13 protein-coding genes are annotated in these 22931 nt (G+C 64.3%); 7 read left to right on the plus strand and 6 right to left on the minus strand.

The window, feature by feature from the left end:
* The first annotated feature begins 2 nt into the window (after window positions 1-2).
* Genes treS through treY form a run of 5 tightly spaced genes read left to right on the plus strand, consistent with a single transcriptional unit; the run spans window position 3 to window position 12057 of the window.
* Complete coding sequence (gene treS, locus K3F49_RS07080; protein WP_234680162.1) at window positions 3-3296, plus strand: maltose alpha-D-glucosyltransferase; 3294 nt, start codon at window positions 3-5, stop codon at window positions 3294-3296.
* Window positions 3289-5436, plus strand: coding sequence for a 1,4-alpha-glucan branching protein GlgB (gene glgB / locus K3F49_RS07085; protein WP_234680163.1), 2148 nt, complete (start codon window positions 3289-3291; stop codon window positions 5434-5436). The genes treS and glgB overlap by 8 nt, the downstream gene beginning before the upstream one ends.
* A gap of 3 nt (window positions 5437-5439) precedes the next feature.
* Window positions 5440-7518 carry a glycogen debranching protein GlgX gene (gene glgX / locus K3F49_RS07090; RefSeq protein WP_234680164.1) on the plus strand — a complete coding sequence of 693 codons (2079 nt, stop codon included), beginning with the start codon at window positions 5440-5442 and terminating at the stop codon, window positions 7516-7518.
* Window positions 7515-9269, plus strand: a complete 1755-nt coding sequence (gene treZ / locus K3F49_RS07095; protein WP_234680165.1) for a malto-oligosyltrehalose trehalohydrolase — start codon at window positions 7515-7517, stop codon at window positions 9267-9269. The genes glgX and treZ overlap by 4 nt, the downstream gene beginning before the upstream one ends.
* 1 nt (window position 9270) lies before the next feature.
* On the plus strand, window positions 9271-12057 hold the full coding sequence (treY, locus tag K3F49_RS07100) for a malto-oligosyltrehalose synthase (protein ID WP_234680166.1): 2787 nt from the start codon (window positions 9271-9273) through the stop codon (window positions 12055-12057).
* A gap of 3 nt (window positions 12058-12060) precedes the next feature.
* Here the strand turns inward: treY and K3F49_RS07105 are convergent, their stop codons facing one another.
* A complete protein-coding gene (locus K3F49_RS07105; RefSeq protein WP_234680167.1) occupies window positions 12061-12378 on the minus strand; it encodes a polyhydroxyalkanoic acid system family protein in 318 nt (105 codons plus the stop codon).
* Between the two features lie 182 nt (window positions 12379-12560).
* Here K3F49_RS07105 and K3F49_RS07110 point away from each other — a divergent pair, with 182 nt between their 5' ends.
* Window positions 12561-12725 carry a DUF3309 family protein gene (locus K3F49_RS07110; protein ID WP_007595743.1) on the plus strand — a complete coding sequence of 55 codons (165 nt, stop codon included), beginning with the start codon at window positions 12561-12563 and terminating at the stop codon, window positions 12723-12725.
* A gap of 92 nt (window positions 12726-12817) precedes the next feature.
* Here K3F49_RS07110 and ligD read toward each other — a convergent pair whose 3' ends face one another.
* A complete protein-coding gene (gene ligD, locus K3F49_RS07115; protein ID WP_234680168.1) occupies window positions 12818-15490 on the minus strand; it encodes a DNA ligase D in 2673 nt (890 codons plus the stop codon).
* 118 nt (window positions 15491-15608) lie between these two features.
* On the opposite strand from ligD, the gene ku reads away from it, so the two are divergent.
* Window positions 15609-16493, plus strand: a complete 885-nt coding sequence (gene ku, locus K3F49_RS07120; RefSeq protein ID WP_234680169.1) for a non-homologous end joining protein Ku — start codon at window positions 15609-15611, stop codon at window positions 16491-16493.
* Window positions 16494-16621: 128 nt separating this feature from the next.
* On the opposite strand, the gene K3F49_RS07125 is transcribed toward ku, so the two are convergent.
* From K3F49_RS07125 to kdpB, 4 genes are all read right to left on the minus strand, one after another.
* Window positions 16622-17311, minus strand: coding sequence for a response regulator (locus K3F49_RS07125; protein WP_234680170.1), 690 nt, complete (start codon window positions 17309-17311; stop codon window positions 16622-16624).
* Window positions 17308-20031: a sensor histidine kinase gene (locus K3F49_RS07130; RefSeq protein ID WP_234680171.1), complete on the minus strand. Its 2724-nt coding sequence runs from the start codon at window positions 20029-20031 to the stop codon at window positions 17308-17310. The genes K3F49_RS07125 and K3F49_RS07130 overlap by 4 nt, the downstream gene beginning before the upstream one ends.
* A gap of 40 nt (window positions 20032-20071) precedes the next feature.
* Window positions 20072-20677, minus strand: a complete 606-nt coding sequence (locus K3F49_RS07135) for a K(+)-transporting ATPase subunit C (RefSeq protein ID WP_234680172.1) — start codon at window positions 20675-20677, stop codon at window positions 20072-20074.
* A gap of 107 nt (window positions 20678-20784) precedes the next feature.
* The gene (gene kdpB / locus K3F49_RS07140) at window positions 20785-22899 is read right to left on the minus strand and encodes a potassium-transporting ATPase subunit KdpB (protein WP_234680173.1); all 2115 of its coding nucleotides are present in this window, start codon (window positions 22897-22899) and stop codon (window positions 20785-20787) included.
* Window positions 22900-22931: the final 32 nt, after the last annotated feature.

Here is a 22931-nt window from a genome sequence, read left to right on the forward strand (position 1 = left end):
CCATGAACGTATTGTCTTCCGTCGACACCAAGAAGGCCGAGGCTGCCGAGATCGTGGATGAGCTCTGGTACAAGGACGCCATCATCTACCAGCTGCACGTCAAGGCCTTTGCAGACAGCAACAATGACGGCATCGGCGATTTCGCCGGTCTGACCGAGAAGCTGCCGTATCTGCAGGATCTCGGCGTCACCGCGCTGTGGCTGCTGCCGTTCTACCCCTCGCCCGGCCGCGACGACGGTTATGACATCGGCGACTACGGTTCGATCAATCCCGATTTCGGGACGATGAAGGACTTCAAGCGTTTCATCCAGGAGGCGCAGAAGCGCGGGCTTCGCGTCATCACCGAGCTCGTCGTCAACCACACCTCGGACCAGCACAATTGGTTCAAGCGCGCGCGCCGCAGCCCTGCCGGTTCGAGCGCCCGCGACTGGTATGTCTGGAGCGACACCGACCAGAAATACCAGGGCACGCGGATCATCTTCACGGATACCGAGAAATCCAACTGGACCTGGGATCCCGAGGCCGGCGCGTTCTATTGGCACCGCTTCTTCTCGCACCAGCCTGATCTCAATTTCGACAACCCGCGTGTCGTCAGCGCCATCATCCAGGTGATGAAACGCTGGCTCGATGCCGGCGTCGACGGCTTCCGGCTGGACGCCATTCCCTATCTGTGCGAGCGCGAGGGCACCTCGAACGAGAACCTCCCCGAAACGCATGCGATCATCAAGCGCCTGCGCCAGGAGCTCGATGCCTATGCCAAGGGAAAGCTGCTGCTGGCGGAGGCTAATCAATGGCCGGAGGACGTGCAGGAATATTTCGGCCGCGGCGACGAATGCCAGATGGCGTATCATTTCCCGCTGATGCCGCGCATCTATATGGCGATCGCGCAGGAGGACCGCTTCCCGATTACCGACATTCTGCGCCAGACGCCCGACATTCCCGCGAGCTGCCAATGGGCGCTATTCCTGCGCAACCATGACGAGCTGACGCTGGAGATGGTGACCGACGTCGAGCGCGACTATCTCTGGACCACCTACGCCAACGATCCTCGCGCCCGCATCAATGTCGGCATCCGCCGGCGCCTTGCGCCGCTGATGGACAACGATCGCCGCAAGATCGAGCTGATGAACTCGCTGCTGCTGTCGTTTCCCGGCACGCCGATCATCTATTACGGCGACGAGATCGGAATGGGCGACAACATCTATCTCGGCGACCGCAACGGCGTGCGCACGCCGATGCAGTGGAGCCCGGACCGCAACGGCGGCTTCTCCCGCGCCGATCCCGCCCGCCTCTACGCGCCGCTGATCATGGATCCGGTCTACGGCTACGAGTCGGTCAACGTCGAAGCGCAGTCGCGAAGCCTGTCCTCACAGCTCAACGCCACCAAGCGGCTGATCTCGGTACGCAAGTCGACGCTGGCCTTTGGCCGCGGCACCATGACCTTCATCCGCCCGGCCAACCGGTCCGTGCTCGCCTATGTCCGGCAGTATCACGACGAGGTCATCCTCTGCGTCGCCAATCTGTCGCGCGCGGCGCAGGCGACCGAGCTCGACCTGACGCCGTGGAAGGACCGCATCCCGCAGGAGATGCTCGGCCGCACGCGCTTCCCGGCGATCGGCGAGCTGCCCTACATGATTACGCTGGGGCCATACGGCTTCTATTGGTTCCAGCTCACCGAGCGCGACAAGTCCGAGCCGGTCGTGCCACGCGCGGTGCCGGAATTCGAGACGCTGGTGGTGCCGGTCAATTCGAATTGGGTGTCGCTGGCGCGCGAGCGCGGCGTGTTCGAGCGCGACGTGCTGCCGGGCTTCCTGTCGCGCACGCGCTGGTATCCCGAGCACAATCCCAAGCACATCAAGGCCACGCTGACCTCAGCGGTGCCGTTCAGCGAAATCGGCGACAACAGGCCCTGGATTGCGTTCTTCGAGACGGCGCAGGACGACGTCACGACACGTTATGTGCTGCCGATGCAGATCGAGTGGGTGCGCTTCGACCGCGAGCGCTTCAACCCGAAGGCGCTTGCCGCCGTGCGCCAGGGCGCACGTGAAGGCACGCTGCTCGACGTCGCCACGGATCAGATCTTCATCGGGTTGTTCCTGCGAGGCTTGTCGCAGAATCTGGTTGTGGACGAGAACAATCTCAGGCTCGAATTCAAGCCGACCAGCCGCTTCGCCGAATATACCATCAAGGAGCCCGCGCGCATCCGCGCGGTCGAGCAGTCGAACAGCACGGCTCTGGTCGACAACCAGTATGTCGCCAAGATCCATCGCCAGCTCGAAAGCGGCATCAATCCCGAGATCGAGCTCGGCTGTTACCTGACCGAGGTCGCCCGCTTTGCCAATGCGCCGGCGTTGCTTGGCAGCATCGAGCTGGTCGAGGGCAAGAGCCGCAGCGCGGTCGGCGTTTTGCACGCCTTTGTCGAAAACCAGGGCGACGGCTGGGCCGTGACCACGGGCTATCTCGACCGCTACATCGATGAGCAGCGATTGGGGCCGGTGGACGAGATGCCCCGGGTCACCCAGGAGCAGGCGCCCTATCTGCACTTCATGGCGCAGACCGGCCGGCGGCTCGCCGAGCTGCACGTGGCGCTCGCCGCTGCAAAGCCCGCCGATCTCGCGCCCGAGCCGATCAGTCCTGCGCACGTCAAGCGCTGGACCTTGGACCTCAAGACGCGCGCCGAGCGGGTCTTCGACCGGCTCGGCGACAGCCGGGACGGCCTGCGCGAGGCCGACCGTCCGCTGATCGATCAGTTGGCCGCGGTACGGGCAACCCTGCCCGACCACCTCAACGCGCTCTTGCCATCCGACATCGGCGGGTTGAACATCCGTCATCATGGCGACTTCCGCCTCGGGCAAACTCTGATCGTGAAGGACGATATCTTCATCATCGATTTCGACGGCGACCCGCGCCTGCCGCTGGCCGACAAGCGGCGCAAGCTACCCGCCGCGCGTGACGTCGCGGGCCTGATCCGATCGATTGATCTTTCGGTTAACGCGGCACTTAACCGGGCGCTCTCCGGGGGTAGCGACGAGCAGGACCGGCTCAGCGCCGCGCTCCGCGAATGGCGCGAACACGCCACCACGACCTTCCTGTCCGGCTATCGCGAGGCGATGACCGATCGGCGGCTTTGGCCGCAAGAGAACCATTCCGCAGAAAGCATGTTAAGGTTTTTCCTGCTTGATCAAGCGTTCGACGAGGTAGAGTACGAGCTGTCCCACCGGCCGGAAGGGCTCAATGCGCCGCTGACCGGCCTGCTTCGCATTTTGTCCGGTGCCGAGAGCGAAGCCCATGCCTAAATTGCCAGCCGAAGCCTACGCAATCATCGAGGGCCGCCACTCCGACCCCTTCCACTATCTCGGGCTGCACCCCGAAGGAGACAAGAGCGTGGTGCGCGCGTTCCTGCCCGAGGCCTCCAATGTCGAGGCCGTGGGCGAGCACGGCGAGGTAGCAAGGCTCGATCGCGTCCACGATTCAGGCCTGTTCATCGGCGCGCTGCCCAACGGCTCCAGGCACTACCAGCTCCGCGCCAAATTCGGCGACAAGGTCGTCGAGTTCGAGGACGCCTACCGCTTTCCGCCGATCCTGACCGATTTCGACCTCTATCTGCTCGGTGAAGGTACCCATCAACGCATCTACGACAAGCTCGGCGCGCATCCGATGCGGCTCGAGGGCATCGACGGCATCGGCTTCGTCGTGCTGGCACCGAATGCGCGTCGCGTGTCCGTGGTTGGTGATTTCAATTTCTGGGACGGGCGGCGTCATCCCATGCGGGTGCGCGGCGCCGGCTATTGGGAATTGTTCATCCCGAACGCCAAGGCCGGTGACCATTACAAATTCGAGATCATCGGGCCACACGGCCATCTGCTGCCGCTGAAATCCGATCCGCTGGCATTTGCTAGTGAGGTGCGGCCGAAGACGGCTTCGATCGTGTTCGACGAAGCGCACTTGCCGCGGCCGCGTTCCGCGCCCGACGGCATCAATGCGCTGTCGGCACCGATGTCGATCTACGAGGTCCATCTCGGTTCGTGGCGGCGCAAGAACGGCGACGAATGGCTGACCTATCGCGAACTCGCCGAGCAACTGCCGGCCTATGCGCGCGACATGGGATTTACCCATCTCGAATTCCTCCCCGTCAGCGAACATCCGTTCGACGGCTCCTGGGGCTATCAGCCGACCGGCCTCTATGCGCCGACCAGCCGCTTCGGTACGCCGGAGGATTTCGCCGCGCTGGTCGATGCCTGCCATCGCGAGGGGATCGGCGTGTTGCTCGACTGGGTGCCCGGTCATTTCCCGGATGATCCGCACGGGCTCGGCAGCTTTGACGGCACCTCGCTCTACGAGCACGCCAATCCGCTGCAGGGCCGCCACCTCGATTGGGGCACGCTGATCTACAATTACGGCCGCACCGAAGTGACGAATTTTCTGGTGTCGAACGCGCTGTTCTGGCTGGAGCGCTACGCCATCGACGGCCTGCGCGTCGATGCGGTGGCGTCGATGCTGTACCTCGACTACAGCCGCCCGCCCGGCGCCTGGATTCCGAACCAGTATGGCGGCCGCGAGAACATCGAGGCCATCAACTTCCTGCGCCGCTTCAACACCGAACTGTTCGCCCGCTTCCCGCAGGCGACCACGGCGGCGGAAGAATCCACGGCATGGCCGCAGGTCTCGCGCCCGGTCGAATTCGGCGGGCTCGGCTTCGGCTACAAGTGGAACATGGGCTGGATGCACGACACGCTGAACTACATCAGCAAGGATCCGATCCACCGCAAGCATCATCACGGCGACATCCTGTTCGGCCTGCACTACGCCTTCTCGGAAAACTTCATCCTGCCGCTATCGCACGACGAGGTGGTGCACGGAAAGCGCTCGCTGCTCGGCCGCATGCCCGGCGACGAGTGGCAGCGCTTTGCCAATTTGCGCGCCTATTACAGCTTCATGTTCGGCCATCCCGGCAAGAAGCTGTTGTTCATGGGCGCGGAGATCGCGCAGAGCCGCGAATGGAATCACGACCAGTCACTCGACTGGCACCTGCTCCAATACAAATATCATTCAGGCATCCAGTCGCTGATCCGCGATCTCAACCGGCTCTATCGCGCAGTGCCGGCGCTGCATCAGATGGATTGCGACCAGGCCGGCTTCGAATGGCTAATCACGGATGATGCCAACCGCAACGTGTTCGCCTGGCTGCGCAAGGGAATAGACGAGCACGCGCGGTGCCTGGTGATCGTCAACTTCTCGCCGAACGTCTACCGCAACTACCGCGTTCGTGTGCCCTTTGCCGGCAAGTGGAAAGAGGTGTTCAATTCCGACTCCGCCCATTATGGCGGCACCAATGTCGGGAACATCGGCGAGGTTCAGACCGTTGACGGCAAGGCGCCCGAGCTCCGCCTCACCATTCCGCCGCTCGCCGCGATCTTTCTCGTTCCGGAAAGCTGACACATGCGCCTGACTGCTGGATCGCCCGCACGCCTCGGTGCAAGCTGGGACGGACGCGGCACCAATTTTGCGCTGTTTTCCGCCAACGCGCAGAAGGTCGAGCTGTGCCTGTTCGACAGCCAGGGCCGGCGCGAGCTCGAGCGGATCGAGCTGCCGGAGCGCACCGAGGACGTCTGGCACGGCTATCTCAATGACGTCTCGCCCGGCCAGCTCTATGGCTATCGCGTGCACGGCCCCTACGAGCCCGAACACGGCCACCGCTTCAACGCCAACAAGCTGCTGCTCGACCCCTACGCCAAGCGGCTGTCCGGACGACTGGTCTGGAGTGATGCGCATTTCGCCTACCGCACCGGCTCGGCGCGCGAGGATTTGTCGTTCGACCGGCGCGACAATGCCCGCGGCATGCCCAAGGGTGTGGTCGTCGACGAGACCTTCAACTGGGGCCGCCGCGAGATCCGCCCCAACATTCCCTGGGAAGACACCATCATCTACGAGGCCCACGTCAAGGGGCTGACGCAGAAGCGCGACGACGTGCCGCCGAATTTGCGCGGCACCTATGGCGGCCTGTCGTCGCCGGCGATGATCGAGCATCTGAAGAAGCTCGGCGTCACCACGGTCGAGCTGCTGCCGATCCACGCCTTCGTCGACGACCGCGTGCTGGTGGAGAAGAGGCTCGCCAATTACTGGGGTTACAACACGCTGTCCTTCTTTGCACCGGAGCAGCGCTATGCCCAGGACAACGCGCTCGATTCCTTCCGCACCACGGTGGCACGCTTGCACGATGCCGGCATCGAGGTGATGCTCGACGTCGTCTACAACCATACTGCCGAAGGCAATCATCTCGGACCGACGCTGTGCTATCGCGGTATCGACAATGCCTCCTATTATTGGCTGAACCGCGAGAACCCGCGCTATTACGACGACTTCACCGGCTGTGGCTCGTCGGTGAACCTGACCCATCCGCGCGTGCTGCAGATGGTGATGGATTCGCTGCGCTACTGGGTCGAGGTCTGCCATGTCGACGGCTTCCGCTTCGACCTCGCCACCACGCTCGCGCGCGGGCCGAACGGCTATGATCGCGGCATTTCGTTTCTGACCGCGATCCGGCAGGATCCGGTGCTCGCGACGGTCAAGCTCGTGGCCGAACCCTGGGATCTCGGGCTCGGCGGCTATCAGGTTGGCGCATTCCCCTCGCAATGGTCGGAGTGGAACGACCGCTATCGCAGCGCCATGCGCCGCTACTGGAGCGGCGAAGGCAGCCTGATCGGCGACATCTCCAGCCGCATGACGGCATCCTCTGACCTGTTCAACCATGACGGGCGGCGGCCGCGCGCCAGCATCAACCACATCACCGTGCATGACGGTTTCACGCTGGCCGACCTCTTCAGCTACAACGAGAAGCACAACGAGGCCAATGGCGAGGACAATCGCGACGGTTCCAGTGACAACCACAGCAACAATTGCGGTGTCGAGGGCCCGACCGACGATCCCGCTATCCTCACGTTGCGGCGGCAGTTGCGCAAGAACGTGCTGGCGTGCCTGATGCTGGCGCAGGGCATTCCCCTGATCCTCGCCGGCGACGAGGTTGGCAACACGCAGTCCGGCAACAACAATGCCTACTGCCAGGACAACGAGGTGGGCTGGGTCGGCTGGGACAATCTCGGCAAGGACGGCGACGACATGGTCGATTTCATCTCGGGCCTCGCCGACATCCGCCGCCGCTTCTCGCAGCTTCGCAGCCATCGCTGGCTGGATGGCCGGCCGAAGGACGGCATCTCCTACGGCGCGCTGTGGCTGACGCCCGAAGGCAACGAGATGACAGAGAGCGACTGGACATTCCCGGATGGGCGGTTTCTCTCCTATGTGATGGGCCCGATGGAACCGGGCAGCGCGGCGATCTTTATCGTATTGAACGCCGCCCCCGAAGAGATCGCATTCAAATTGCCAAAAATGCCCGAATACAAGAGCTGGCAGCAGATCCTGAACACGACGGACGCCAAGCTGAACAGCGTTGATTTCCTGCCCGGAAGCGACAGCAAGGCGCCGCCGCGCTCCGTGCTCGCCTTCGCGGGGGCGCTATGAGGCCATCGTTCGGGGCGAAGCCGACCAAGGACGGCGTGTCGTTCCGTCTGTGGGCGCCTGGCGCGCGTCGTGTCGATCTCCTGCTCGATCGACGCCACGCGATGCAGCGCCGGCAGGATGGCTGGTATGTCGCCGACATCGCCGGCCTTCCCGTCGGAAGCACCTACAAGTTTCGCATTGACGACGATGTCGACGTGCCCGATCCCGCGTCTGCGTTCCAGCCCGAGGACGTATTCGGCCCGAGCGAAGTGATCGACCACGATTCCTTCGCATGGCGCGCGAAGGATTGGCGCGGCCGCCCCTGGGAAGAGACCGTGCTGATCGAGACCCATGTCGGCACCTTCACGCGCGATGGCACCTACCGCGCCATGATCGACAAGCTCGATCATCTCGTCGCAACCGGCATCACCGCGCTCGAACTGATGCCTCTGGCCGATTTCGCCGGCCGCCGCGGCTGGGGCTATGACGGCGTGCTCTGGTATGCGCCCGACAGCGCCTATGGTCGCCCCGAACAGCTGAAGGCGTTGATCGACGAAGCCCATCTGCGCGGGCTGATGGTGTTCCTGGACGTCGTCTACAATCATTTCGGGCCCGAAGGAAACTATCTCGGCCGCTACGCGCCGACCTTCTTCACCGACGCGCACACGCCCTGGGGCAGTGCGATCGATTATCGCGTGTCGCAGGTGCGGGCGTTCGCGGTCGAGAATGCGCTGTCCTGGCTCACCGACTACCGCTTCGACGGGCTGAGGCTGGACGCGGCCAACCACATCATGGCGATCCCCGGCGAACAATCGATGCTACAGGATCTCAGCGCCGCCACCGGCGAGCTCGCCAAGGCCACCGGGCGGCACATTCATCTGGTGCTGGAGAACGGCGACAACCGCGCCAGCCTGCTCGATGCGGCGCAGGAGCCGCCGAACGGCAAATATCGCGCGCAGTGGAACGATGATTATCACCACGCCTGGCACGTGATGCTGACCGGCGAGCTCGCCGGCTATTACGCGGACTATCAGACGCCGCGCATGGACCTGGCGCGCGCGCTCGCCTCGGGTTTCGTCTATCAGGGCGAGATCTCCGAATTCTGGGGCAAGAAGCCGCGCGGCGAGACCAGCGGCGGGCTGCCGCCGGCGACCTTCGTCAACTTCCTGCAAAACCACGACCAGATCGGCAACCGTCCGCTCGGCGACCGCCTCGAGAGCCTGGCATCGCCACGGCGGATCGAGGCCGCACTCGCGGTGACGCTGCTCGCGCCGATGGTGCCGATGCTGTTTCAGGGCGAGGAATGGGGCTCGAATGTCCCCTTCCCGTTCTTCTGCGATTTCGAGGGCGGACTCGCCGACGCCGTGCGCAAGGGGCGCAAGCAGGAATATGCCTGGGCTTACGAGAAATACGGCGACGAGGTGCCCGACCCGCTCGATCCCGCCACGCCGCAATCGGCCGTGCTCGACTGGACCGGCCGCACGCCGGAGCAGGATGCACGGCTTGCGCTGGTGCGCGAGCTACTCACGCTCCGGGGCAAGGAGATTGTGCCGCGCCTGAAAGGGGCGAGTTTCGGCGATGCCGAGGCGGCCGACAATGGCCTAGTCACCGCGCATTGGCGCATGGGCGATGGTGCGACGCTGCGCCTGACAGCCAACCTGTCCGACAAGGACATCACGCATTCCAACGAAAACGCAGGCGCGCGGCTCTGGGGCACCGCAAGTGGCAATCGGCTTCCGCCCTGGTCGGTGATCTGGCATCTCGGAGGTTGATATGCCTTCCGCGATTCCTCTCGCGACTTATCGGCTCCAGCTCACCGCGGATTTCGACTTCGACAAGGCCGCCGCGGTCGTGCCGTATCTGAAGGCGCTTGGGATCACGCATCTCTACGCCTCGCCGGTGATGAAGGCGCGCAAGGGCTCGACCCACGGCTACGACACCGTCGATCACAGCCAGTTCAATCCAGAGCTCGGCGGCGAAGCCGGCTTTGCGCGGCTGAGCGAAGCGCTCCAGCAGAACGACATCGGTCTCATCATCGACTTCGTGCCGAACCATGTCGGCGTGCACTTTGCCGACAATCCCTGGTGGCTGGACGTGCTGGAATGGGGTCAGACCTCACCGCACGCGGTCGCCTTCGACATCGACTGGGATTTGCTGCCCCACCGGGCCCGCGGCGGCGTGCTGCTGCCGATCCTCGGCTCATCCTATGGTGAGGCGCTCGAGCGCGGCGACATCGCCCTGCGCTACGATCCCGACGAAGGCAGCTTCTCCGCCTGGTATTTCGAGCATCGCCTGCCGATCGCGCCGGAACGCTATGGCGAGCTGCTGCGATTGATCGTGAAGGAAGCGGATGCTGCCGAGACCGAGGCCGGCAAGCGCCTGCTCTCACTCGCCGCCCGCTACACGGGCCTGCGACGGCCGAACCGCAAGGAAGCGCCTGCCTTCAAGGCCGAGCTGAAGGAGATTGCGGGCGCCGCCGACATCATCACGCATGGCCTCGCCGCCTATCGCGCGGCAAAAGATCGCCCGGCTCCGACGCTGGCGCTGCATCATCTGCTGGAGCGGCAGAACTACAAGCTCGGCCATTGGCGGCTGGCGTCCAGCGACATCAACTATCGCCGCTTCTTCGACGTCAACGGGCTCGCCGGCCTGCGCGTCGAGGACCCGAGCACGTTTGCAGCCACCCACCGCCTGGTGAAGCAGCTCGTCGCCGAGGGCAAGCTGCAAGGCATCCGCCTCGACCACATCGATGGCCTGCGCGATCCCGCGCAATATTGCCAGCGGCTGCGCCGCCTGGTGCGCGACGCGCAAGGCGCAACAAAACCGTTCTACACCGTGATCGAAAAGATCCTGTGCGAGCACGAGCGCCTGCCGCACTTCGCCGGCGTCCAGGGCACCACTGGCTATGAATGGATGAACGCCCTCACTCAGGTGCTGGTCGATGCGAAGGGGCTGGAGGCGCTGGACGAGACCTGGCGGCAGATCAGCAACCGGCCGCCGCGACTCGCGCCCTACGTCAAGGACGCCAAAAGGCGCGTGTTGGAGACGCTTCTGACCAGCGAATTCACGGTGCTGACGCGCTTGCTCGCGCGGATCGCCAACGGGCACTACTCGACCCGCGATTTCTCCGCCGACAGCCTGCGGCAGGCGCTGGAATTGTACGTGCTGCATTTCCCGGTCTATCGAACCTATTTGACGCATAGCGGCCCGACCGCGCTCGACCGAAAACTGATCGACGACACCATCGCGCGCGCTCGCGCCGAATGGTTCGCTGCCGACGAAGGCATTTTCGACTTCCTGCGCGATGCGCTCACCATGGACTTGCTCAAGTCCGGCCGCCCGCCACACAGCGCCCCGCGCGTGCGCCGTTTTGCATTGAAGGTGCAGCAATTCACCGGCCCGATGATGGCGAAATCGCTGGAGGACACTGCGTTCTACCAGTTCCATCGGCTACTGGCGCTGAACGAGGTCGGTGGCGATCCCGCAAGCCACGGCCTCACCATTCCCGCCTTCCACGAGGCGATGCGGGCTCGCGCCAGGGAATGGCCGCAAGGGATGACGGCGACGGCCACCCACGACACCAAGCGCGGCGAGGACGCGCGGGCCCGGATTGCGGCGCTGAGCGAAATTCCCGGCGAGTGGACCAGCGCGGTTTCGCGCTGGAAAGTCCTGAACGCGCCCCACCTCGCGCTCCACGGCAATCTGCGCGCGCCGTCGGCGACGTTCGAATACATGCTCTACCAGACCCTGCTCGGCGCCTGGCCGCTTGAAGAGGCGGTTGATGTCGGCTTCGTCGAGCGCATCCAGGCCTATGCGCTCAAGGCGGCGCGCGAGGGCAAGGAAGAAACGAGCTGGCTCAATCCGCATGAGGCGTATGAGAACGGCGTCAACAGCTTCATCGAGAAAATCCTCGATCCCGCGCTGTCAGGCGAATTCCTTGGGACGCTCCAGACCCTCGCCCGCCGCGTCGCGCTGCTTGGTGCACTGAACTCGCTGAGCCAGCTTACACTGAAGGCGACGCTGCCCGGCGTGCCCGATTTCTACCAGGGCACTGAATATTGGGACCTGTCGCTGGTCGATCCCGACAACCGTCGCCCAGTGGATTTTGCCGCACGGCGGGCGGCGCTGGGTTCGCTGGAAGCGCCGGACTGGGGTGGCCTGATCAAGACCTGGCCGGACGGACAGCTCAAGCTGGCCTGGACGCGGCACCTGCTCAAGCTGCGCAACGCACTCGCTGACGTCTTCGCACAGGGCGATTATCAGCCGCTGGACGTCCGTGGCGAACACGCGGACCATGTCATTGCCTTTGCCCGCAGCCGCGGCCGCGCGGCCGCGGTCGTCGTGGTCGGACGGACATTCGCGCCCTTCACGCAAGCGGGGCGGGAATGGCCCGTGCTCGAAGGCCTTGACGCAACCGTCGACATCAGCGGCTATGCCGCGCCGAGCCTTGCGGGCAACGAATTGCCGCTCGCGCAGGCCTTTCGTGACTTTCCCGCTGCGGTCATCGAGGCCCGCGCGGCAAGCACCATCAGACATGCACGGAAACCCGCACGCGCTTGAGGCCTATTTTCCTTCGTCCTTGGTCAGCAGCAATTGCCCGCGCTTGCGGATGGTCGCCTGCGCCATCTCGGCAAAGCGCTGCAACAGCCAGGGCAGCACCACCTGCACCTTGACGTGATCGTCGGCGACGTCGACCTGGCCGCTCGCGATCTGCCCGAGCGCGCGGATGCGAAAGGTCATGCTGTCGCCGCTCCAGCGCTGCTCCTCGACCTGCATCACGGGAATGCTCGCCGCGGCGCGGCCGAGCCCGGACTTGAGCCGGCGCACGGCTTCCTCGCGGCCGAGACGATGCGGAATGGAGACGACAAGCGGTGCTGACATGGCCCTGCCCTGCGGTGATCGATCCTCACATAGTCATGCCGGGCGGACAGGCAAAGGTTCCATGCACGTTGAACGTGTTCGCCGTGTTTCAATGACGGAACTTTAAAACCTGCGGCAAGTTGCCCTCGCACAACGGGACAGGTTGCAACGACCCTTTCAACAAAGGGCTGGAGGAGACTAGCATGTCTATCGGTACGATCATTCTGATCATTTTGGTCATCGCGCTGCTTGGCGGCTTTAGCGGCATCGGCGGCGGGCCGTTCTACGGCACCGGCTATTACGGCGGCGGCGGCCTCGGGCTCGTCATCGTCATCCTGCTGATATTGCTATTGCTGGGACGGATCTAACGACACAACGAGGATCTCATAGGGTGGGCCAAGGCGCAACGCGCCGTGCCCACCCTCTTCGGCCCGAAAGTAAAGTGGGTGGGCACGCCACCCTACTTCGTTTTCGCCGCCAGCTTCTTCATCGACGCCTTGATCGACGCGGCGGCATCATCATAGCCATCCCACGCCTTCGATCTCGCCAATAGTTCCGGCACACTCCGCACCGTATATCGCTTCGGATCCAAGTCGCCCTTTACCTGCGCCCAGGTCACCGGCATCGACACGGTCGCGCCATCGCGTGCACGCGGCGACAGCGGCGCTACCGCCGTCGACAGGCGATCGTTGCGCAGATAATCGAGAAAGATCTTCCCGTTGCGCAGCTTCTTGGACATGTTGAGCAGATAGCGCTCGGGATCGTCATCGGCCATCCACTGGCAGACGCCTTGCGCGAACGCCTTGGCCTCCTTCCAGCTCACTCTGTCGCGCGCGCCGTGAAGCAGCGGCACCACCACATGGAGGCCCTTGCCGCCAGTGGTCTTGCAAAAGCTCTCCATGCCGACATCGGTGAGCCGCTGGCGCATCTCCTTGGCGGCCTCGACGACATCGGTAAACTTCACGTCCGGCGCGGGATCGAGATCGAACACCAGTCGGCCCGGCGTGTCATAGGCGTCCGGCGCACAATTCCAGGGATGCAGCTCGACACCGCCGATCTGCGCAACCGCGGCAAGCCCCTCGACGCGGTCGATCTGCAGATATGGCTTGCGATCGCCGGACACCTTTGCGAGCTCAAGCAGGTTCGACGTGCCCTGCATGGCATGCCGCTGGAAGAATTTTTCACCGCCGATGCCATCGGGCGCGCGCAGGATCGAGCATGGCCGGCCCTTGATATGCCCGATCATCCAGGGGCCGACCGCCTCGAAATAACGCGCGAGATCGAGCTTTGTGACGCCCTCGCCGTCGCCGCCGTCCGGCCATAGCTGCTTCTCCGGCTTCGAGATGACGACGCCCATCACCTCGGCGGCCCCTTTCGCTTTGGCAGGCTTTGCGACGACGGGCTTTCTGGCGGAAGGCTTGGCGAGCTCGGTATCCGCAGGCGTTTCCGCCTCGACCTCCTCGGCCGGCTTATCTTGCCGCAGACCCTTGAACGCGGCCTGGCGAATGTTGCCATCGGCGGTGAAGCCGGCGAATTCGATCTCGGCGACCAGCTCCGGCTTGACCCAGTGCACATCGCGCGTTTTCTTCGGTGCATTCTTGCCGCCGAAAGGACTTTCACTCGACGCCGCCTCTTTAAGGAACGGCATGATGCGCTTGACTTTGTCGGCGCCAAAGCCGGTGCCGACAATGCCGACGTAAGCGAGATGATCGCCGCGATAGACGCCCGCCATCAGCGAGCGGAATTTCCCGGCTGTCGTCTTCCAACCGCCGATCACCACTTCATGCCCGGCGCGGCACTTTGCTTTTGTCCAGCTCTCGGTACGACCCGACCGGTATGGCGCTTCGAGCTTCTTCGAGACAATACCCTCAAGCTCGAGCTTGCAGGCCGATTGCAGCACGGCGTCGCCGCCGCTCACGAAATGCTCAACATAGCGGATCTGGCTCGATTTCTTCTTGCGCGTCTCCAACAGTTCCTTGAGACGGTCCTTGCGCTCGCCGAGCGGCAGACGGCGATAGTCGAGGCCCTCGGCGAACAGCAGGTCAAAGGCGAAGAAAATCAAATCCTCGGTCTTGCCGTCGGACAGTGCAGCCTGGAGCGAGGAAAAATTCGGCGCACCGTTTTGATCGAGTGCGACGATCTCGCCGTCGATCAGCGCGTCGGGCAACGCAATGGCCTCTTTCGCGATCGCCGCGAACTTGTCGGTCCAGTCGAGGCCCTTGCGCGTCTTCAGTGTCGCCTCGCCATCCTCGACGCGGAGCTGCACGCGGTAGCCGTCGAACTTGATCTCGTGGCACCAGCCATCGGCGGCCGGTGGTCGCTCGACCGGGGTGCAGAGCTGCGGCGCTACGAAGTCCGGCATCTCCGAGACCTTCTTGGCCGTCGTTGCGGTCGTCGCCTTCTTTTTGGGGGTCTTGCCCCTTGCAGCCGTGCTGGCCTTCAATGCCGCGCGAGGCGCCGGCTTGACGGTCCGTCCCTTGGTCTCCTCGGCGCGGTTGGACTGCCAGACCGCGTCCGCCTTTCCCTTGCCCTTCGCCAGCATGAACGGCTTTGGTGCGCGGCCCTTGCCGCCGGCGATCTGCTCCATCGCGCGGCCGGAGGCGACGGACTTGTCTTCCGCCAAAATGTCCTCGCTTTCGCTGGCATATTCGTCGCGGTGCTTGATCAGCAGCCAGTTGGTGCGTTTGCCGCCGCTGCGGTCATGCCGCATCCGCACCAGCACCCAGCTTCCATGCAGCTTCTCGCCGTGGAGGGTTAACTTGAGATCGCCTTTCTTGAAACCGGCCTGGGGATCATCGGATTCCCAGGTGCCGCGGTCCCACAGCATCACCGTGCCGCCGCCATACTGGCCTTCCGGAATCGTCCCTTCGAAATCGCCGTAGTCGAGCGGATGGTCCTCGACCTCGACAGCCAGCCGCTTGTCGCGCGGATCAAGCGAGGGGCCTTTCGTCACCGCCCAGGACTTGAACACGCCGTCGAACTCAAGGCGCAGATCGTAATGGAGACGTGTGGCGTCATGCTTCTGGATCACAAAGCGCCGCTGCTCCGAGGGCGCCACGGCCGTTTGGCCAGACGGCTCCGGCGTCTTCTCGAAATCCCGCTTTTGTCGGTAGGTGGAGAGTTTTCGCAGCACGAACGGTCCCGCATTCTCTGATCGCGTTGAAGCCTATCACGGCAAAAGTCCCGCCCGGAACCAAAACCCTGCCGGACGGTTGGAGTTCCAAAACGCCTTGAAATCACTGGAGAATGGAATGGCCCCGCGCGCCTATTGGAAGGGAACGTTGAAGCTGTCGCTGGTCAGCTGCCCGGTCGTGCTCTATCCCGCGACCACCGCGGCCGAGAAGACGCGGTTTCACATGATCAACCGCGACACCGGCAACCGGCTCAAGCAGCAGATGGTTGATGCCGAGACCGGCGACGTCGTCGAGAGCGACCAGAAGGGCCGCGGCTACGAGCTGCGCAAGGGCAAATATGTCGAGATCGAGCCGGAGGAGCTCGAAGCCGTCCAGATCGAGAGCAACCACACCATCGACATCGAAAGCTTCGTGCCAAGCGAGGAGATCGACCAGCGCTATCTCAATCATCCCTATTACATCGCGCCCGAAGGCAAGGCCGCGGCGGATGCGTTTGCGGTGATCCGCGACGCCATGAAGGACCAGGACCGCGTGGCGCTCGCAAAAATCGTGCTGACCAACCGCGAGCACATCATCGCGATCGAGCCGCTCGGCAAGGGCCTGCTCGGCACCACGCTGCGCTTCCCTTACGAGCTGCGCGACGAGGATGAGTTTTTCGACGACATCAAGAGTCCGAAGATCACCAAGGACATGGTCGAGCTCGCCGGCCACATCCTGCACACCAAGGCGGCGCATTTCGACCCGAGCAAGTTCAAGGACGAGTACGAGACTGCGTTGAAGGCGCTGGTGAAGCGCAAGGCGAGCGGCAAGACAATCGAGCTGCCCGAGCCGGAGGAGCGGCCGAGCAACGTCATCAGCCTGATGGATGCGCTGAAGCAGAGCCTGAAGGGACGCGGCGGCAAGAAGACGGCGGCGAAGTCGCATGCAAGGCGGGCGACCGGCGGGCGGCGAGCTGCGAAGAAGACGCAGCGGTCGACGGTGCGGCACAGGAAGGCGGGTTGATTTGCTCCGTCATTGCGAGGAGCTCTCGCGACGAAGCAATCCAGTCTGCCCCCGCGGAGAGACTCTGGATTGCTTCGCTCCGCTCGCAATGACAATGTGGATGACCGATCGCGCCCTTAAGAGGGGTGTCAATCCCCGGCCTTGAGCCGGTATCCGATCCCCGTCTCCGTCAGCACGTATTGCGGCCGCTCCGGATCGGCTTCGATCTTCTGGCGGAGCTGACGGACATAGACGCGGAGATATTGCGCATCGGTGAGCTCATCCCATAGCTCTTTCAGCAGGAAACGATGAGTCAGCACCTTGCCGGCGTGCTGCACCAGCACACGCAGCAGGTCGTATTCCTTTGGCGAGAGTTTAACGTCGCGCTCGCCGAGCTTGACGATGCGGCGCACGAGATCGACGGAGAGATCGCCGGTGCGGAACACGGGGCGTTCGCCCTGCACCTGCAACTGGTGCCGCAGCGCGGCGCGCAGGCGTGCCAACAGCTCGTCCATGCCGAAGGGCTTTGTCAGATAATCATCGGCACCGAGATCGAGCGCCTGCACCTTGCCCGCCTCGTCACCGCGGCTCGACAGCACCACGATCGGCACGGCTTCATTGCGGGCGCGGATGGTACGCAGCAACTCGTGGCCCTGGATGTCGGGCAGGCCGAGATCGAGGATGATCAGCGCGGGATCTTCGATAAGCTTCTCCAGCGCGATCTTGCCATTCGACGCTTCCAGGATCTCGTAGCCCTGCGTCGAAAGGCCCATCCGCAACAATTTGCGGATCGGCGGCTCGTCGTCGATCACCAAGACCTTGATCGAAGCAGCACTCATGCGGCGGTATCCAATGCTTTGGTCTGTGCCGGAACAGGCAGACGGATGGTGAGGACCGCACCTGTCCGGTCGCTGCGGTTGGCGGCCGCAATCGTGCCGCGCATCGCCTCGACGAAGCCGCGCGAGATGGCGAGCCCGAGCCCGGTGCCGGGACGAACGTGGTCGCCCTTCTGCACGCGATAGAACTTGTCGAACACGCTTTCGAGCTCGTCAGGCGGGATGCCGGCGCCCTCGTCGGCGATCTCCAGCACCACCTGATCACGCTCGCGCCGGCTCTTGATCACAATCGTGGTCTCGGGCGACGAGTATTTCGCGGCATTGTCGAGCAGGTTGAACAGCACTTGCTCGAACAGCACGGCATCGAGTTCGAGCATCGGGAGATCCGCGGCCAGAACCAGCTCGACCTTGTGCGCGGTCAGGATCTTTGATGCCCTCCGCAGCGCGCTGCCGACGATCTCGCCGAGATCGTGCAGCGCCGTGTTGGGCACGATGGCGCCGGACTCCAGTTTGGTCATGTCGAGCAGATTGGCGATGAAGCGGTTGAGCCGCTCGGATTCGTCGATCACGGTGGCGAGCAGATCGCGTTTCTCGGTGTCGGACAGCGCGCCGGCGAGATCGCGCATGGTCGAAGCCGCACCGAGCACGGAAGCGAGCGGCGTCTTCAGATCGTGCGAGATCGAGGTCAACAGCGCGGCGCGCAGCCGTTCGGATTCGACGGTGCGCTTGACGCGGTCCATGTCCTCGACCAGCAGCACGCGCTCGATCGCCAGCGCGCCCTGGTCGACCAGCGCGTCCAGCAGCCGGCGCTGGTCCGGCGTCAGCAGCGGCCCGGTGCGGTCGTTGTCGATGCCGATGACGCCGGTCGCGCCGCGCCCGGTGCGCATCGGCAGGAACAGGCGCTTGGCTCCCGGCAGCGTATCCGAACCGCGGCCGGCGGAGCGATCGTTGCTCCAGGCCCAATTGGCGGCGGCGAGATCGGCCTGGTCGAGCTGGTCCTCCGGCGGATAACCTGACTTCACCGTCAGAAGCCCATCCTCCGGCAGCAGCAGCACGACGCGAACCTTCAGCATCAGCGCGATCTGATAGGCCGAGGCCCACAGCACGTCGTCGAGTGTCGCGGTGCCGGCGAGCTTGCGGCTGAACGCATAGAGCTGCTCGGTGGTGCGGATGCGGCCGATCGCGGTGTCGGCTTGCGTGCGGACGCGCGCGGCGACATTCGACACCAGGATCGCGATCAGCATGAAGAAGAAGAACGCCGCGACGTTGGTCGGATCCGTGATGGTGAAGGTGTAGACCGGCGGCAGGAAGAAGAAATTATAGGCGAGCGAGGCTGCGAGGCTCGCGAGCAGCGACGGCCACAAGCCGTAACGTACCGCAACGGCCACCACTGCGGTGAGCAGCACGAGGTCCACGTTCTCGATGCCGAAGCGCGGCTGCAGCAGTACCGCGGCGCCGAGGCCGACCAGCACGATTCCGAGCGCCTTGAGATAAGGCAGCGGATTGAACGGCTCGGACCGCGCCGCGGTCTCCACCGCCGTTTTAGGCGCCACCTCGTCCGGCAGCTCGTCGCCGGGGATAACGTGAACGCTGATATTGCCGGCACGGCGCACCAGATCATGCACGACGGATCCGCGCGCCATCTCGAACCAGCGCGAGCGCGTCGACTTGCCGATCACGATCTGGGTGACGTTGTTGCCTTGCGCGAAGTTGATGACGTCGTCGGCGATGCGCCGGCCGACGGCCGGAATGGTCAGCGCCTCGCCGCCGAGCGACTCCGCGAGCCGCAGCGTGTCGGCGAGCCGGTCGCGCTCCTGGTCCGAGAGCTGCAGCGAGCGCCGCGTCTCGATCGAGATCGCGGTGAACGGCGCATGCAACCGGTCGGCCAGGCGCTTGGTGTAGCGCACGAGCCCGGCCGCACGCGGGTCCTCGCTGACGCAGACGAGAATGCGCTCGCCCGCGGCCCAGGGACCGGCAATGGCGTTCGCCTGCATGTGAGTGAGCAGCTGCTCGTCGACCCGCTCCGCCGTGCGCCGCAGCGCGAGCTCGCGCAGCGCAGTCAGATTGCCCGGCGAGAAATAATGCTCCAGCGCCCGCTCGGCCTGCTTGGGGACGTAGACCTTGCCTTCACGCAGGCGCTGGATCAGGTCGTCGGGCGTGAGGTCGATCAGCTCGATCGCATCGGCGCGGTCGAAGATCGAATCCGGCACGGTCTCGCGCACCCGCACATGGGTGATCTGGGTGACGACATCGTTCAGGCTCTCGATATGCTGGATGTTGACGGCGGTGTAGACGTCGATGCCGTGGGAGAGCAGTTCCTCGACGTCGAGATAGCGCTTGGGGTGGCGACTGCCGCCCGCGTTGGTGTGGGCGAGCTCGTCGACCAAGGCGATCTTCGGGCGCCGCGCGATCACCGCGTCGAGGTCCATCTCCTCGACGACCTGGCCGCGGTAATCGAGCCGCTTGCGCGGGACCACTTCAAGCCCGCGCACCAGCGCCTCGGTCTCGGCGCGGCCATGGGTTTCGACGAAGCCGACCACGACATCGATGCCGGCCTTGCGTCTGGCATGGGCGCTCTGCAGCATCTCGTAGGTTTTGCCGACGCCGGGGGCGGCGCCGACGAAGATTTTCAGCTTGCCGCTCGCGCTCTCCTCCCGGCGCGCGGCTTCCAGCAGCGCCTCGGGAGACGGACGTTGTTCGGGATCGCGGCGCTGTTGAACCATCAGGCCAATATAGTCATCCGGGCATTCCCAGCCTAGGGCGCTACTTCGTGGACGCACGATCCAATGCTAGGTTCAGGGCAAGAACGTTAACCCGGGGTTCGCCGAGCAAGCCGAGCAGACGGCCCTGGGTGCTGGAGGCGACGATCTGCCTGAGCTGATCCTCCGAGATACGTCGTGCCTTGGCCACGCGAGGCACCTGGAATTGCGCAGCTTCGGGGGAAATGTCGGGATCGAGACCGCTGGCCGAGGCCGTAACCAGATCGACCGGAACGGCAGCGTTCGGGTTCTCGGCTTTCAGTCTATCGACGTCCTCCTTCAGCCGGTCGGCCAGCGCCTTGCTGGTCGGGCCGAGATTGGAGCCGCCCGAATTGGCGGCGTTGTAGGGCGCCGAGACCGTCTTGGTCGAATCATTCGGGTCCGGCGCCAGCGTCGCCGAGGGACGGCCGTGGAAATATTTGTCGTCCTTGAATTCCTGCCCGATCAGGGCGGAGCCGACCACCTTGCCGTCTTTCTCGATCAGGCTGCCTTGCGCCTGAGCGGGGAAGATCGCGCCGGCAATGCCGGTCATGGCGAGCGGATAGGCCAGGCCCGTTATGGCGGTGAGCACCAGCAGGAGGACGATGGCGGGGCGGATTTCTCTGAGCATGTGTATCTCCTAATTCTCCGTCATTGCGAGGAGCGAAGCGACGAAGCAATCCAGGCTTCCAGCCGAGGAGGCATTTCTGGATTGCTTCGCTTCGCTCGCAATGACGATCACGCAAGATGCAGGGCAGTCACGACGAGGTCGATCGCCTTGATGCCGATGAAGGGAATGACGATGCCGCCGAGGCCGTAGATCAGCAGGTTGCGCCGAAGCAGCGCGCCGGCACCGACGGCGCGATAGGCGACGCCCTTCAGCGCCAGCGGGATCAAGCCGATGATGACGAGCGCGTTGAAGATGATCGCCGACAGGATGGCGCTCTGCGGGCTCGACAGGTTCATGACGTTGAGCACGTTCAGCTGCGGATAGAACGCCAGGAACATCGCCGGGATGATCGCAAAATATTTTGCGACGTCGTTGGCGATCGAGAAGGTCGTCAGCGCGCCGCGCGTCATCAGCAGCTGCTTGCCGATTTCGACCACCTCGATCAGCTTGGTCGGGTTGGAATCGAGGTCGACCATGTTGCCGGCCTCGCGCGCGGCCTGGGTGCCGGTGTTCATGGCGACGCCGACATCGGCCTGCGCCAGCGCCGGCGCGTCGTTGGTGCCGTCGCCGCACATGGCGACCAGCTTGCCCTTGGCCTGCTCGTCGCGGATCAGCTTGAGCTTGTCCTCGGGTGTGGCCTGGGCGAGGAAATCGTCGACCCCCGCCTCTGCTGCGATCGCGGCCGCCGTCATCGGGTTGTCGCCGGTGATCATGACGGTGCGGATGCCCATGCGCCGCAATTCGGCAAAGCGCTCGCGGATACCGCCCTTGACGATGTCCTTGAGCTGGATGACGCCGAGCAGCCTGCCATCCCTGGCCACCGCGAGCGGCGTACCGCCGGCCTTCGAGATCTCATCCGCGATGGTCTGGATCTCACGGCCGATATCCGAGAGCCCGGCGGGCTGAATGGCGCGCGCGGTGTTGCCGGAAGCAACGGCCAGCGGCGCACCGCCGCCGACATAGTTGAGCATCGCGTCGACCGCGCCCTTGCGCACCGACGAGCCGCCGGCGTCGACGCCGCTCATGCGGGTCTGCGCCGTGAACGGGATGAAGGTGGCGCCGAGCTCGGCCATGTCGCGGCCGCGAATGCCGTACTTCTCCTTGGCCAGCACGACGATGGAGCGGCCTTCCGGCGTCTCGTCGGCGAGCGAGGCAAGCTGGGCGGCATCGGCGAGCTCCTGCTCGCTGACGCCACGCACCGGGCGGAACGCGGTCGCCTGCCGATTGCCGAGCGTGATGGTGCCGGTCTTGTCGAGCAGCAGCGTGTCGACGTCACCGGCGGCCTCGACCGCACGGCCGGACATCGCCAGCACGTTGAACCGGACCAGGCGGTCCATGCCGGCGATGCCGATCGCCGAAAGCAGCGCGCCGATCGTGGTCGGGATCAGCGTCACGAACAGCGCGACCAGCACCACCACCGAGATCGAGCCGCCGGCGTACGCCGCATAGCTCGGAATGGTGACGGTAGCGAACACGAAGATGATGGTGAGGCCGGCGAGCAGGATGTTGAGCGCGATTTCGTTCGGCGTCTTTGCCCGCTCGGCACCCTCGACCAGCTTGATCATGCGATCGATGAAGGTCGAGCCTTGCGCCGCCGTGATGCGGACGCGGATCCAGTCGGACAGCACTTGCGTGCCGCCGGTCACCGCCGAGCGGTCGCCGCCGGACTCGCGGATCACCGGCGCGGACTCACCGGTGATGGCGGCTTCGTTGACGGAGGCAACACCCTCGATCACCTCGCCGTCGGACGGGATGGTATCCCCCGCCTCGACCAGCACGATGTCACCGACCTTCAGGCTCGTACCCGGCACGAGCTTGAAGTCCTGGCCCGCGCCGGTCAGGAGCTTCGCCTGGCTTTCGGTGCGGGTCTTGCGCAGCGAATCGGCCTGTGCCTTGCCGCGGCCTTCGGCCACCGCTTCGGCAAAATTCGCAAACAGCACCGTGAACCAGAGCCAGAGGATGATCTGGAAGGTGAAGCCGAGGTTGGCGCCACCCGTGACGAGGTCGCGCAGAAAAATCACGGTGGTGAGCGCGGCCACGATCTCGACCACGAACATCACGGGGTTCTTGATCATCAGCCGCGGATCGAGCTTGGTGAAGGATGCGCGGATGGCGGGCACGACGATCTTGGGATCGAGCATTGCCGAGACCGAGGCGCGCTTTTGCAGTTTCATGGTATCCATGGAGATCGCTCCAAACAATCAGAAGACGTTCG

It is taken from the genome of Bradyrhizobium monzae, from assembly GCF_021458635.1.
Lineage (GTDB): Bacteria > Pseudomonadota > Alphaproteobacteria > Rhizobiales > Xanthobacteraceae > Bradyrhizobium.